Source organism: Spirillospora sp. NPDC048911 (assembly GCF_043198015.1).
Lineage (GTDB): Bacteria > Actinomycetota > Actinomycetes > Streptosporangiales > Streptosporangiaceae > Spirillospora.
Map to the genome: position 1 here is coordinate 1,026,723 of NZ_JBICUD010000001.1, position 13,763 is coordinate 1,040,485.

The 13,763-nt window shown below is 70.7% G+C and carries 11 protein-coding genes; 7 read left to right on the forward strand and 4 right to left on the reverse strand.

Annotated features, from left to right (window positions below; genetic code table 11):
• Window positions 1-135: 135 nt before the first annotated feature.
• Window positions 136-759, forward strand: a complete 624-nt coding sequence (locus ACGFNU_RS04805; protein ID WP_392590199.1) for a TetR family transcriptional regulator — start codon at window positions 136-138, stop codon at window positions 757-759.
• A gap of 63 nt (window positions 760-822) precedes the next feature.
• A complete protein-coding gene (locus ACGFNU_RS04810) occupies window positions 823-1,422 on the forward strand; it encodes a hypothetical protein (RefSeq protein ID WP_392590201.1) in 600 nt (199 codons plus the stop codon).
• A gap of 27 nt (window positions 1,423-1,449) precedes the next feature.
• Here ACGFNU_RS04810 and ACGFNU_RS04815 read toward each other — a convergent pair whose 3' ends face one another.
• The gene (locus tag ACGFNU_RS04815) at window positions 1,450-2,589 is read right to left on the reverse strand and encodes a sensor histidine kinase (protein ID WP_392590202.1); all 1,140 of its coding nucleotides are present in this window, start codon (window positions 2,587-2,589) and stop codon (window positions 1,450-1,452) included.
• A 210-nt stretch (window positions 2,590-2,799) separates the two neighbouring features.
• Between ACGFNU_RS04815 and ACGFNU_RS04820 the strand changes: the two genes are divergently transcribed.
• From ACGFNU_RS04820 to ACGFNU_RS04830, 3 genes are all read left to right on the forward strand, one after another.
• Window positions 2,800-3,909, forward strand: a complete 1,110-nt coding sequence (locus tag ACGFNU_RS04820) for a ferritin-like domain-containing protein (RefSeq protein WP_392590204.1) — start codon at window positions 2,800-2,802, stop codon at window positions 3,907-3,909.
• Between the two features lie 363 nt (window positions 3,910-4,272).
• The gene (locus tag ACGFNU_RS04825) at window positions 4,273-5,415 is read left to right on the forward strand and encodes a hypothetical protein (RefSeq protein ID WP_392590205.1); all 1,143 of its coding nucleotides are present in this window, start codon (window positions 4,273-4,275) and stop codon (window positions 5,413-5,415) included.
• Window positions 5,416-5,944: 529 nt separating this feature from the next.
• Entirely contained in the window at window positions 5,945-6,535 is a 591-nt protein-coding gene (locus ACGFNU_RS04830; protein ID WP_392590206.1) for a septal ring lytic transglycosylase RlpA family protein, read from the forward strand.
• Window positions 6,536-6,627: 92 nt separating this feature from the next.
• Here ACGFNU_RS04830 and ACGFNU_RS04835 read toward each other — a convergent pair whose 3' ends face one another.
• Entirely contained in the window at window positions 6,628-7,608 is a 981-nt protein-coding gene (locus ACGFNU_RS04835) for an alpha/beta hydrolase family protein (RefSeq protein ID WP_392590207.1), read from the reverse strand.
• 182 nt (window positions 7,609-7,790) lie between these two features.
• A complete protein-coding gene (locus tag ACGFNU_RS04840; protein WP_392590208.1) occupies window positions 7,791-8,156 on the reverse strand; it encodes a nuclear transport factor 2 family protein in 366 nt (121 codons plus the stop codon).
• A 208-nt stretch (window positions 8,157-8,364) separates the two neighbouring features.
• On the opposite strand from ACGFNU_RS04840, the gene ACGFNU_RS04845 reads away from it, so the two are divergent.
• Window positions 8,365-8,727, forward strand: a complete 363-nt coding sequence (locus ACGFNU_RS04845; protein ID WP_392590209.1) for a YkvA family protein — start codon at window positions 8,365-8,367, stop codon at window positions 8,725-8,727.
• Window positions 8,728-9,219: 492 nt separating this feature from the next.
• Here the strand turns inward: ACGFNU_RS04845 and ACGFNU_RS04850 are convergent, their stop codons facing one another.
• The gene (locus tag ACGFNU_RS04850) at window positions 9,220-9,972 is read right to left on the reverse strand and encodes an IclR family transcriptional regulator (RefSeq protein ID WP_392590210.1); all 753 of its coding nucleotides are present in this window, start codon (window positions 9,970-9,972) and stop codon (window positions 9,220-9,222) included.
• Between the two features lie 1,974 nt (window positions 9,973-11,946).
• Here ACGFNU_RS04850 and ACGFNU_RS04855 point away from each other — a divergent pair.
• Window positions 11,947-13,740, forward strand: a complete 1,794-nt coding sequence (locus ACGFNU_RS04855) for a fatty acyl-AMP ligase (protein WP_392590211.1) — start codon at window positions 11,947-11,949, stop codon at window positions 13,738-13,740.
• The last annotated feature ends 23 nt before the right edge of the window (window positions 13,741-13,763 follow it).

Below are 13,763 nucleotides of genomic sequence, written 5' to 3' on the forward strand. Positions count from 1 at the left end.
ACGCACCCGGATCCACGGCTGAACGCGAATAACTCTCGCATTTTAGGGCCTGACCGGCGGGGTTAGGAAGGCATCGCGGCGCACCTACCCAAGGTCCTGGTCCCGCGGCCGGGCCCCAGGCGCGACAATGGGACGGTGACGGAGATCCGGACCCCACTGCGCCGCCGCCCCGCCCAGCGCCGCAGCGCCGAACGAGTTCAGCGCATGCTCGACGCCTGTGCGGAGATCCTCGACGAGGACGGCTACGACGGGCTCACCACGACGCGGATCGCGCAGCGGGCGGAGGTCGCGATCGGCTCGGTCTACCAGTTCTTCCCGGACAAGCGGGCCGTCGCCCAGGCGCTGGCGCTGCGCAACCTGGAGCTCTTCGGGCAGCGCGTCTCCCGGCAGCTGGCCGAGGGCGCCTTCACCCACTGGTCCGACACGGTCGGCGTGATCATCGACATCTACGTGGACATGCACCGCAAGGTGCCCGGCTTCCGGGTGCTGCGCTTCGGCGACGTGGCCGACATCAACCTGCTCGACTCCGCCGCCGACAACAACGCCGTGGTGGCCGACCGGATCCGCACGATGATCGTCGACAACTTCGCGGTCACCGACACCCCCCAGCTCGCCCTCGCCCTCGCCATCTCCGTCGAGACCGCCGACGCCGTCTTCAAGATGGCCTTCCGCCGCAACCCCGACGGCGATCCCGAGATCCTCGCCGAGGCCGAACGCCTGATCCACGGATATCTGGCGACCTACATAGAGGAGACCTGATCGGGTAGATGTGGCACACTCGCCACACTCCTCCCGAAGCGCAAAAGAACAGGACGTCTCCCCGTGGATCTCGAGAAGCTCCAGATGCAGAGCCGCTTCCTGGTGCGCCAGCGTGTCCGGATGATGGTCAACCAGTACGAGGTCCGCGCCGAGGCGCCGGACGGCTCCGAGGGCGAGATGGTCGCGTTCGCCCAGCAGAAGCGGCTGGCCTTCAAGGAGCAGGTGACCCTCTACTCCGACGACTCCAAGTCCCGGCCGATCCTCGGCTTCAAGGCCCGCAGCGTCATCGACGTGGGCGCGACGTACGACGTCACCGACCCCGGCGGGCAGCCGATCGGCAATTTCCGCAAGGACTTCGCGAAGTCGCTGCTGAACTCGACCTGGCACCTGGAGCAGCCCGGCCTCGGTGTGGCCACGGGGAGCGAGCGCAACAAGAACGTGGCCATCCTCCGGCGGGTCTGGGAGTTCATCCCGTTCGCGAACAACATCCCCTTCGCCTGGCCGTACCACTTCGACTTCTACGCGGGTGAGCAGCCCGTCTTCTCCGTGGAGAAGAAGTTCGGCCTGCGCGACCGCTACGTGGTGGACATCAAGGACCCCAACCTCGACCGCCGCCTGGTGCTGGCCCAGGCCGTCGCCCTGGACGCCCTCCAGTCCCGCTGACCTGGGACGCGCGCCCGCGTCACTCGATCACGCGGGTGATTCCGCCTTCGCCACGGGGACGCGGGCCGCGAGCCGGAAACCCCGTCCGTCGAGGGACGCGGCGGTGAGCGTTCCGCCCGCCATGGCGAAACGTTCGGTCAGGCCGGTGAGCCCGTTGCCCGGCTCGCACGGGGCGGTGGCCGCGCCGTCGTCCACGAGCTCCAGCGCGGCGCCGGCGCCGTCACTGGAGATCGTGATGGTGCAGCGGGTGGCCCGCGCGTGCCGGACGACGTTGGTGACGCCCTCGCGGACCGCCCAGGCGAGCAGGCCGTCGACCTCGTCCGGCAGTGGCGTGCCGGACGTCCGGATGGCCGGCTCGACGCCGGCGGCGGTGAGCATCGCGCGGGCGCTGCCGAGCTCCTCGGCGAGGCTGCGGCGCCGGTAGGCGGAGATCGCCTCGCGGACGTCGGCGAGGGCCTGGCGCGCGACCGACTCGATGTCGGCGACCTCGCCGAGCGTCCGGGCCGGGTCGCGGTCGGCCACGCGGCGCGCCAGCTCGCTCTTGAGCACGATGAGGGACAGGCTCTGCCCGAGCAGGTCGTGCAGGTCGCGGGCGATGCGCAGCCGTTCGTCGGCGGCGGCCAGGCGGGCGACCTCGCCGCGCGCCTCCCGGAGCTCCGCGACGAGCATGCGCGAATGCCGGAACCCGTACATCATCATGCCGAGCAAGAACGTGGTGACCGAGATCGCCGCCATCGCCCACCTGTCGGACCCGATCAGGCCGGCCTGCGCCACCGGGAGGACGGTCGCGCCGATCACTCCCGCCGGGGCCCGCCGGAACGGCAGGATCATGGCGCAGATGATCGCCAGATAGATCGGCAGGCCCATCCAGTCGCGGCCGAAGGCGGGCGGCAGCACGGCGGCGAGCGTCGCGAGGACCGCGAGGAGGACCCAGGTGACCGGCCTGATCGGGCCGGACCAGCTGCGCTTGCTGAGGGCCGTCGCCAGATACGTGCCGACGAACGCCGCGAGCGCGAGGACGCCGAGGACGCGCCGTGCCGCGGAGTAGTGGGCCACCGCGATCGCCACCGGAACCAGATAGAGGAGGCCGAACGACGTCCAGAAGCCGCGCCGGATCCGCTCCGGCGAGCTGCCCGCGGCGTCGCCGTCTCCGAAAATCCCGCTCATCAGGCCTTCACGGTAGCGCGGCGGCGGCATGCCACGACCGCGAGCGAGATCGGTCAGGGCCGCTCGGAGCCTCCGATGGGGTCGTTGCAGGTGCTCGTAGCCGGATATTTCGGGTCTGGTGGATGGTCGCTTTACATGTTACGAAGGGATGTAAAGCGGTGGGCCAGATCACGGACGAGGTCCACGGCGCGCCCGCCAGGAGGTTCACACGTGAGTTCCTACGACCGCTACGTCACCCCGGTGCCGCAGGAGACCTGGAATGTGCCGATGGCGGGGGACGCCCGCTTCACCTGGGAGTACGACGACGGCCGCGACCGGCTGCTGAACCTGTACCAGAAGGGCAAGGACAAGCAGTGGGACGCGCAGAAGCGCATCGACTGGGACATCGAGGTGGACCCCGACAACGTCGCCGGGCTCCCCGACCACTTCAACCCGCTGTTCGGGTCGGAGATCTGGGACCGGATGACGCAGAAGGAACGCGACGAGTTCGGCCGCCACCAGGGCGCGTGGCTGTTCAGCCAGTTCCTGCACGGCGAGCAGGGCGCCCTGAACGTCTCCGCGCGGATCGTCCAGTCGGTGCCCGACCTGGACTCCAAGTTCTACGCCGCCACCCAGACCATGGACGAGGCGCGGCACGTCGAGCTCTACACGAAGTTCGTGCACGAGAAGATCGGCATGTACTACCCGATCAACCAGGACCTCGCGAAGTTGCTCTCGGAGTCGCTGGAGGACTCCCGCTGGGACCTGCCCTACCTCGGCATGCAGGTCCTCATCGAGGGCCTGGCGCTCGCGGCGTTCGGACTCTACCGGGACCTGTCCACCAACCCGCTGGTCAAGCAGCTGCTCGCTTACGTCATGCAGGACGAGGCGCGGCACGTCGCGTTCGGCCGGCTGGCGCTCAAGGACTTCTACGCCGAGCTCACCGAGAAGGAACGCGCCGAACGCGAGGAGTTCGTCGTCGAGGGCTGCTACCTGATGCGGGACCGCTTCAAGGGCCGCGAGATCTTCGAGCAGCTCGACATGCCCGTCGACAAGTGCATGGAATACGTCGACAACTCCGAAATGCAGACGCTCTACCAGTCTCTGCTCTTCAGCCGGATCGTTCCATGTGTGAAGGATGTCGGGCTCTGGGGCGACAAGGTGCAGGCCGCCTACGCCGACATGGGCGTGCTCGACAACGCCAAGGCCGACCTGGAGGCGCTGATGCGCCAGGACGAGGAGATCGCCGAGCAGGTCGACGAGGAGCGGCACGCTCAGGAGCTGGCCTCGCGCAAGCAGGAGGTCGACGAGGCGATCGCCATGGGCGGTACTCCCGCGTAACAGCGTTGGGTAAAAAGCGAGGACGCCCCGGAGCCCTGCCGGGGCGTCCTCGCTTTGTCGTAGGTGCAATTGTGGGCCAGCGACGATCCAAGCGATCGTCATGGACGGGCCGGCATGTCGGGAAATGTTCGCCCATCTGAATGGCGCCGAGCCATTTCCGTAGATCTTTACCTGGCACCTCAAACCATTCGTGAATTCGCTGTGCGGATACTTGGCGTGTACTAATGTCCCGGCTCGACGGTGCGGCCGAATTCCGGGCCCGGCGATGTTCGCCGGGTTGTTCACCGGGTTCCGCCGCGCGCACGTGCAGGGTCAAACGTCAAACCCCCGGGGGGGAAAATGAATCGATCTGCCAGGAGCCTTGTGAGGGCCTCCGTCCTCGCTCCGGTGGCCGTGGTGGTGGGTGTCGGGACCGTTCCGGCGCACGCGAACGAGGGTCCGGTCACCGGTCTGCTCAGGAACACCGTCAACAAGGTCACGCCGTCGCAGGCGCAGCCCGTCCTCGACCCGCTGAGAGAGCTCGGCGTCATCCGGGTGACCGGTGCGGTCACGACCGACAAGGGCTGGACCGGGCGGACCTACCGCAACGTCGAGCGCGTCAAGGACGGCGCGCGGGGCACGGTCGCCGCGTCCGGCAAGCGGGCGCTCGGGACGGCCGGCGGGGGCGTGGCGCTCGGTGGCCGCGCCGCCGAGTGCACCAGGATCACCGACGAGAACGGTGCCGGCGGTGTCGTGACCAAGGGCCCCGCGGGCGCCCTGGTGTCCAAGGTCCCCGTCGCGCACCCGGCCGGCCTCCGCGTCCCGCCCGGCGGCCTCAGCGGTGACCTCGGCGCCAAGTGCCTGCCGGTGAAGCAGCTCACCGACATCGTCAACGGCGTGCAGATCGCCGGGGTCGCCAGCGGCCTGCCGGTCGGTGGCCTCGCCAACGGCGTGCCTGTCGGCAGCGTCACCAACGCTCTGCCCATCGACCGGCTGGCGGGCGGCGGCAGCCTTCCGGCCGGGCAGGGGCAGCGCGCCCACGACGAACAGAACGACTCGCTCGCGGCGCTGCTGCGGGCCGTGACCGACACCGCCGTGGAGGCGCTGCCGAACGGCCGCCCGATCATCGCCGGCTTCAGCAGCCCGGAGCAGCCGCAGATGAGCCCGGCCGCACCGGCGGGCCGTCGCGTCGCCGGCCGGTCGAGCGACGTGCCGGGTGCGCTGAGCGGCGCCCTGAACTCGGTGACGGGTGCTCTCCGTCCGGACGCCGGGCAGGCGAAGGCCCCCGGTGCCCCCGGCGGCCCCGCGCCCGCGGCGGCACCCGCGCGCGGCGGCGCGCCGGCGCCCGGTGCGGCACCGGCACCCGGAGCCGCACCCGCGCCCGCGCCTGACAAGGGCGGTCTGAGCGGCCTGTTCGGAGGGCTGCCGGGCCTGAACGGCGTTCTGCCGAAGCTCCCGGAGCTTCCCGTCAAGCCTCCGGCGGTGTCCAACAGCGAGGATCAGGAGGACGCTCCGGACGTCGACTGACCGTCCGGCCGGACGGCGCCCGAACGGGGCGTCCGGGGGTGCTCCCAGCACTCCCGGACGCCCCGTTCGCGTATGTCCGAACGACCCGGGCGTACACCATGCCCATGGTCGTTATCGCGCCGAGATGGGCATCCTGAAGCGGAGTAAAGACGATCTTAAGTTTCTTTACCCCATGTGTTTGATCGACTCCAGAGCGACAAAAGGTGAGTGACAAAGCCCACAAAGAGGCCTTTGTTTGCTTGTCCATCGAGAATCGCGACGTACGGTCATGGACTTGTGTGCGGAGTCCCAAGGGAGAGCAAAGAGAGCAGGGGGCGCCGCACCTGCCGGACGCCGGCACCGCGATGAAGCGGAGCGCCTCCAGAGCGCGCAGCGGCGGGAGTTCACGGGGTCGTTTCCCCCGGTGGACCGTCCCGCGGGCGGCGATGTATTCGGGCCTGCCGACGGAAGGCGCCTGAACGGCCGCGAGTAACGGCGATGAGCCACGCCGGGCGTCCGGGGACCTGTCCCCGATCAAAGGACCTCCTCTGTGGGTAGCCCTGGCAAGCATCGCCTCGAACACCGTTTTCGCACCATCCTGATCGTCTCCGGCGTCGCCGTGGCGGTCCTCGCGGCAGGAGGCTGGGCCACGCTCGCGAGCAGCGGAGCACCGGGCTCCGCCCGGGTCGCCCAGTCCGCACCCCGGTCGTTCGCCCCGCAGGCAGACCCGCCGCGGGCGACTCCCAGCAGGGCCGGCCGAGAAGGCGCCCGGGAGGCGACCCCCACGCCGAAGCCCAAGGCAGTCAAGCCGACGGCGAAGCCCAAGCCCAGGAAGTCCCCGTACAAGGTGATCGGGTCGGGCTCATGCGAGGCCTCGTACTACTGGGAGAGCCAGCCGACGGCCAGCGGCGAGCAGTTCGACCCGAGCGAGCTCACCGCCGCGCACAAGACCTTGCCGCTGGGTTCGAAGGTCCGCGTGACCAACGAGAACAACGACAAGGCCGTGATCGTCCGCATCAACGACCGCGGGCCCTACGTGGGCGGCCGCTGCCTCGATCTCTCCAAGGCCGCGATGGCCGAGGTCGGCGGCACCGGATCGGGCGTCATCCCCGTCCGCTACCAGGTCCTCGCCCGCACCTGAGCCCGTCCCGCACCGCGTCTCGTGCACCCGTCCCTGGTTTCGCGCGTCCGGCAGGTGGGTGCACGCGTCCGCCCGCGGGTTCGCGTGTCCGATCAGGTGCGGGGGCCGGCGCTGCTGGCGGGCTCCAGGTTGGATCCTTCGAGGTGGAGGGGCACCGGCCCCTGAGCGGGCCGGTGCTCCGCCGTTTCGCGGCGGGGACGTGGCTCCGGAGCTCGCGCGTCGACCGTGGCGAGCCGTTCGCGGAACCAGTCGGTGAGCACGGTGTCCACGCGCACCGCCTCGGTGGTCGGCGGCAGCGGCCGGGTGCCGGGCTCGGCCGTCAGCTGATGGCCCATCCGGAACGTGGCCGACTCGACCGCCGCGGTGCCACGCCGCCTCAGCAGGTCGCGCAGCGCGGTGATCTCGGGCGGCGGCACCAGGCGGTCCTTGGCGCCGCCGATGAGCAGCAGCGGGGCGCCGCGTTCGGCGATGTCCCCGGCCCGCGCCCCGAGGTCGAGCCGGTCGGCGAGGTCGCGGGCGCGGTCGGACCAGGCTCGTTCGCGCCGCGCCCGCTTCTCGAGGAACCGCGCGGCGCGGGACGGGGCGATCACCGGCCCGACGACCGCCGCGGTGCTGACCGGCACGATGGCCTCGGCCAGCGTCAGCAGCGCCACGGCACCGCCGGTCGAGAAGCCCGCCAGGCCGATCGGGCCGTCACTGAGCCCGAGATCGCGCCGGAGCCCCGCCAGCACGGCAGGAACGCGCGTGGCCGCCTGCTCGACGATCGTGGCGTACCGCTCGACGCCCGCGTCGTCCAGCAGGTCGCCCGAGACGAGCGCGGCCGGTGGCCGGCCGCCGGTGACCGGCAGGTCGAGAAAGACGCGCCAGGTCGGCACGCCGGTCAGCGGCACGGCGGCGGCGAACGCCGGGGCGGTGCGGGGCGGGTCGAGGCCCGGCCAGACGACGATGAGCCGGGTGGGGCCCGCCGGGCGGGCGTCGACGGCGGTCGGCGGCAGTGCGAGGTAGGTGGTGCCGGCCGCGGTCCCGGAGATCGGCCGGCTGAATTCGGGCTGGTTCGGACGCTCGCCGGACATGTCCTGTGTCAGCTCCCCGTGCTCGACGCTGGGGAGACCCAGGAGGCGGCGCCCTCCCGCGGGGTCTCGAACGCCATATTTCCAGCGGGCGCAGGGAAACACCCCCGAATCACCGCCATTGGTATGGATGTGTAAGGGAAACCTCACCATTGGTAACCAAGGGGCACCCCGCGGGGAAGGCGTCAGACCGTTCGCCCGGGGAACAGGGTCTCGCGCCGGATGATCTTTCCGTTCCGAAAGTGGTGCCAGTCGGTGAAGCGCAGCCGCACCTCCTGCCCGTCCCGAAGGCGTCCCTCGAACCTGCCGCGTACCGCCACCCACTCGTCGCCGGGCAGCACCTGGTCGAGCCGGTGCACGCCGCCCTCGATGACGCGGCCGGACTCGTAGAACGTCCGCAGGGCGGGCAGGCCCACGATCGTGGGGGTGCCCTGCCGCTCGTACTCGATGTCCTCGTGAAAGAGCGCCAGCAGCGCTTCCAGCCGCCCATCGTCCACATGGTCGTAGTAGCTGCGGACGATGATCTCCAGGTGACCGATGTCTCGCTGCATACGTCCTCCAACGGGACCAACACGGCTCAGTGGATGCGAACGCTATTCGGGATCATCGCGGTGCAGCCGCAAGCTGGCCGTCTCCGGTCAGGCCCAGGGTGATCCGCATCATGTCCGGCAAAGGGAACATCCCGGACCTGGCGTGCGTCGTAGATAGTCGTGGGCGCCGCGGGGGCGCGCCCTTGTTCGTGTGACGTAGGAGTGCCCGGTGAACAAGAAGCGCGGTTCGGCAGCGGCCGGTCAGGCCTGGCAGATCTACAGCGAGACGCTCCAGCCCGACACCCCGGGCATGTTCGAGCGCATCCGAGCGGTACCCCGCATGATCAAGTCGGTGCTGCGCGGCGACTACAAGGGCATGTCGTACGGGACGCTCGGCCTGCTGGCGCTCGGCCTGATCTACATCGTCTCGCCGATCGACGCCATCCCCGAGGTCCTGCCGATCGTCGGCATCGCCGACGACACCGGCGTGGCCCTGTGGCTGGCCACCCTCCTGGTCAGAGCCGCAGGCGACTTCGTCACCTGGGAACGCGGCGGCCGCCCCAACGTCGTCGTAGGCGAGGTCATCGACTGACGCGCAGTCATCGACCGACCCCGGGCCATCGCCACCGCGGGTCATCCGCCGACGCGGAAATCATCGATCGGCGGCGGCCTTCAGGCCAGCGGTGAAACGGGTCGCCCCAGGCGACTTCGTCACCTGCGAACGCGGAGTCATCGACCGGCGCCGGGCCATCACCGACTGCGAGCCATCGGCCAACGCGGGGATCATCGATTGGCTTCAGGCCAGCGGTGAACCGGGTCGCCGCGGGCGACCTCGTCACCTGCGAAATCTCAGCGTGGTCGTCGGCAAGGTCATCGACTAGCGACCCGGCCATCGACCGAGGACCATCGCCGACTGCGGCTCATCGGCCGAATCGAGTCATCGGCGCTGTCGCGACGCAACCGGCCGACGCGACGCAACCGGCCGACGCGACGCTGTGAGCTGACGCGACGCAACCAGCTGACGCGGAGCTACCGCTGACGCGGAACTATCGGCCGACGCGGGGGCCTATCGGCTGGCGCGGAGTTATCGGTCGGCGGGGGGTTTCAGGCTGGCGGTGAAGCGGGTGGCCGCGTCCCGCATGAGCGGGACCACGTCGGCCACGGTGCCGGCCGTCATGCGTGCGGAGGGGCCGGAGACCGAAATGGCGGTCAGGCTGGGGGCCCCGGGCAACGCCACGGCGACGCAGCGGACGCCGATCTCCTGCTCCTCGTCGTCCAGCGCGTAACCCTGGGCGCGGATACGGGCCAGCTCGTCGACCAGCGCGTCCGGGTCGGTGAAGGTGTGGGGCGTCTGCGCCGCCATGCCCGTCCGGGCGAGGATGTCGCGAACCTTCGGCTCCGGGAGTTGGGCGAGGAGCGCTTTGCCGACACCGGTGCAGTGGGGCTGGACCCGTCGCCCCACCTCGGTGAACATCCGCATGGAGTGCCGGGACGGCACCTGCGCGACGTACACCACCTCGTCGCCTTCGAGCACGGCCATGTTGGCGGTCTCGCCAATGGCGTCCACGAGCTGCGCCAGGGTGGGACGGGCCCACGCGCCCAGAAGGCGGCTCGCGCCCTCGCCGAGGCGGATCAGGCGCGGCCCGAGGGCGTAGCGCTTTGAGGGCTCCTGGCGGACGTAGCCGTGGTTCACCAGCGTGCGCATCAGACGGTAGATCGTCGGCATGGGCAGCCCTGAGGCCTCTGTCAGCTCCGACAGGGCCATCTCGCCTCCGGCGTCCGCCAGATGCTCCAGCAGCTCGAAGGCCCGCTCCAGCGACCGTACGGCCTCCGCCACCAGGGTCTCCTCTCCTCGCGAGCCTCGATTGTACGGAGGAATGATTTCGTTCTGCGAAATCGGGGCCGTCGCAAAGGAGGGACAACCGACGTTATTGCTGGCGCTGACGTGGCAATACTCAGTTTGTCCGGTCCCCCCGACGTGCACGACGGAGAGGGGAACGTGTGACTACGGGGGTCTGGCGGCGCAGGAGCCGGTGGGGAGCGGTCGTGCTGACCGGCGTGATCACGCCGGTGATCGTCTTCTCGCCGTCGTCCGGCGCCTCCGAGGTACGGATGACGACCCGGCTGACGCCCGCCGGCCGGTCCGTTCTCGGCACCGATCTGCTGCGTACCTATGACGTGGAGGTGCGGACGAAGGGCGGCGTCGCCCGCGCGGCCGCGCTGACGCTCATCGCGCAGCGCCCGCTCGCCTGGGAGGCCTACCCGGTGGAATGCGGCGCCCGCCGCGCCCCGCACCGCCTCCGGTGCTCGTTCGGCGACCTCGCAGGTTCCCGGAGGCTTCAGGTCGGAGTACGCACCCCGGCGGCGGCGCGCACCACGGGCCGTCCCCGCATCGTGGCCGTGGCGACCGCCGCCAACGCCAAACAAGAGTCGACGCTCGCCGTCCAGCTGCCAGCCTCCAGCACGCCCCGTTCCGGGCCAGAGAAGAAGCCAGCCCGAGCACCCAGCACCGGCACCCGGCCGCCTGTCACCGATCCCCGACAGCCTGGCGCTGGACTACAGCCGCCCACTGGCACGCGGCCGCCGAGCACCAACCCGCGATCGCCAAGTGCTGGCATCCGGCCACCTGCCGCCGGGTCAGGGATGCCCGGCGCTGGAGCGAGGCCGCCTGCCACGGCTCCGCGACCGCCCAAGCCCGGGACGAGGCCGCCCAGCGCCGCGCCATGGACGCACAGCGGCGGGCCAGGGGCACCTGGCGCCGGTATTCGGCCGCCTGCCGTAGGCCCACGACCGCCTGGGATCGGGCCGCGATCGCCCAGCGCCGGGATCCGGCCGCCTGCCGTCGGTACTCGGCCGCCTGCCGCTGGCACGCGACCGCCGAGCACCTGGCCTCGGCCACCTGCCGTTGGAGTGCAGCCGCCGATTGTCGGGGCGTGGCCGCCTGCCACAGCGCCGCGATCGCCGATCGTCGGGCCAGGGATGCCTGCCACTGGGCCGGGGGCGCCTGGCGTCGGGACGCGGCCGCCTGCGGCCAGGCCGGGAACGCCTGGTACAGGAGCGAGGCCGCCTGCCGCAGGCCCGCGATCGCCTAGCGCCGGGATCCGCCCGCCTGCCACGGGGGCGCGGCCACCCGCCGCTGTGCCAAGGACGCCTGGCGTCGAGATGCGGCCGCCTGCCGCAGGGCCGGGTGCGCCTGGTGGGATGTGGCCGCCTGGCGTTGGGGCGCGGCCACCGATCGCGGGGGCGCCTGGGGCGGGGGCTGGTGGGGCGCCTTGGCAGGGTGTTGGTTCGGGGTCGGTTCCTCCTGCGGGGTCTTATCCGGTGGCTCCGCCCTTGGGCCGGGGCGGTCCTCAGACTGCTGGACAGAATCCGGTTTTGCCGCCGATGAATGCTCCGTCGCCTGCACCTAGCGCTACGCAACTGGCCTTGGTAAGGCCCAGTGGTACGGATGAGGGTGACGGCACCTCCTGGACCGTCCTGCTCGCGATCGCGCTCATCGGCCAGATCGTGTTGTTGTGGCTGGCGGCGTGTCTGGGGCTTCTGCGCAGTCAGGGCGCGCTGGCGAATAAGCGGCGTATTGGGCTGAAGCGTCGGTAAGCTGGGCGCGCACTTCTCCACGAAATCGACGCTTGTCACCCCGGTGACAAAATCAGCCGACTCTTATGTGTTCGCGAGCTAAAGCCCCTCATGCCTACCATCGGGTAGCTTCACGCTGCACGATCAATGCCGTGTGCCGGGGGGCGCCGACCGTCGTCCGGCCTTCGTGCTCACGTCCGCCGACCGCGCGGCCCTTCCCCCGGGAGATGGATCTATGGCACTGGGCTCCCTGCTTCCCGAACTCCAACCCGGCGGGACCGGCCGTACGCCGCTGATCGAGCGCGTCGCCCAGTGGGCGGCGGAGAAGCCGGAGGCGTCGGCGTTCACGTTCGTGGACTACTCCCTCGACCCGGCCGGGGCCAAGATCACGCTGACGTGGGCCGAGACGCACCGGCGGGCGCGGGCGATGGCGGTCCGGCTGCGGCAGTCCGCCGAGCCGGGTGAACGGGCCGCGCTGCTGCTGCCGCAGACGCTCGAATACATGATGACGATGCTCGGCGCGCTCTACTCACATGTGGTCGCGGTGCCGCTCTTCTCTCCTGACCTGCCCGGCCACGCGGACCGGCTGATCGGGGCCTATCGCGACTCCGAGCCGGCGGTCATCGTCACCTCGCGCAACGCGCTGCCGCATGTGGAGAAGTTCCTGGCCGACCAGGACGTGCCGCGGCCAAGGGAGATCATCTTCGCGGAGGAGGTCGACGAGGGGCTCGCCAAGCAGTGGACGGACGAGCCGATCGGCTTTGATGACCTCGCGTACCTCCAGTACACCTCGGGGTCCACGCGCAGGCCTGCGGGCGTCGAGATCACGCACGGGAACGTGACGGCGAACGCGGCGCAGCTGTGGGCCGGGTGGGCGCCGGAGAAGCCGAACCCCGAGCTGGTCAGCTGGCTGCCCCTCTTCCACGATATGGGCCTCATCGCGACGATGGCGATGCCGCTGGTAAAGGGCGACCACGCGATCTACACCGACCCGGTGTCGTTCATCATGAACCCGCTGCGCTGGCTGCAGCTGATCGCCGAGCGTCCGGACAAGAACGTGTACACGGCCGGGCCGAACTTCGCCTACGAGTACGTCGCGTCCACGGCGACGCCGGAGAAGGTCGCCAAGCTGGATCTCACCGGGCTGACCGCCTGCCTGAACGGCGCCGAGCCGATCCGCACCTCGACGTTGTCGACGTTCGCCGAGACCTTCGCGCCCGCCGGGCTGCGGCCGGGCGCGCAGGTACCGGGTTACGGGCTGGCCGAGGCCACGGTCTTCGTCACCGCCGACGGCGACGACGTGCCACCGAAGATCATCGAGGTGGACCGGGCCGCGTTGACGCAGGGCGAGTTGCGGCTCCACGCCGGCGGCGACGGGGCCAGCACGCTCGTCTCGTGCGGCCGGGCGGTCGGGCAGATCGTGGCGATCGTCGATCCCGAGACGCGGATCGAGCAGCCCGACGGCCGGGTCGGCGAGATCTGGGTGCACGGCCCCAACACCGCCCCCGGGTACTGGCGCAACTCCGAGCGCAGCCAGGACACCTTCGGCGGCGAGCTGGCCGAGCCGGGCGGGCTGCCCGCCGGTCCGTGGATGAAGACCGGCGACTACGGCGTGATCCACGAGGGCGAGCTGTACGTCACGGGCCGCATCAAGGACCTCATCATCGTCGACGGGCGCAACCACTACCCGCAGGACATCGAGGTCACCACGCAGGAGGCGCACCCGGCCGTCCGCCCCGACTACGTCGCCGCGTTCGCCGTCCAGGGCGAGGAGACCGAGCTCCTCGTGGTGGTCGCCGAGCGCAACCGGCGGGTGCCGCTGGCCCGCCTCGACCTGGCCGAGGTCGAGAGCGCGGTGCGCGGCGCCGTCAACGTCGAGCACGAGATGAGCGTGCACGAGTTCGTGCTGGTCGAGCCGGGAGCCGTCTCCCGCACCTCCAGCGGAAAGATCGCCCGCGCCGCGACGCGCGCGCGGTTCGAGGCCGGTGAGCTGCCGACCACGGCGGCGCGGCTGGCGGGACGCAGGTAGAGCCGGACGCGGACAGCGCCCGG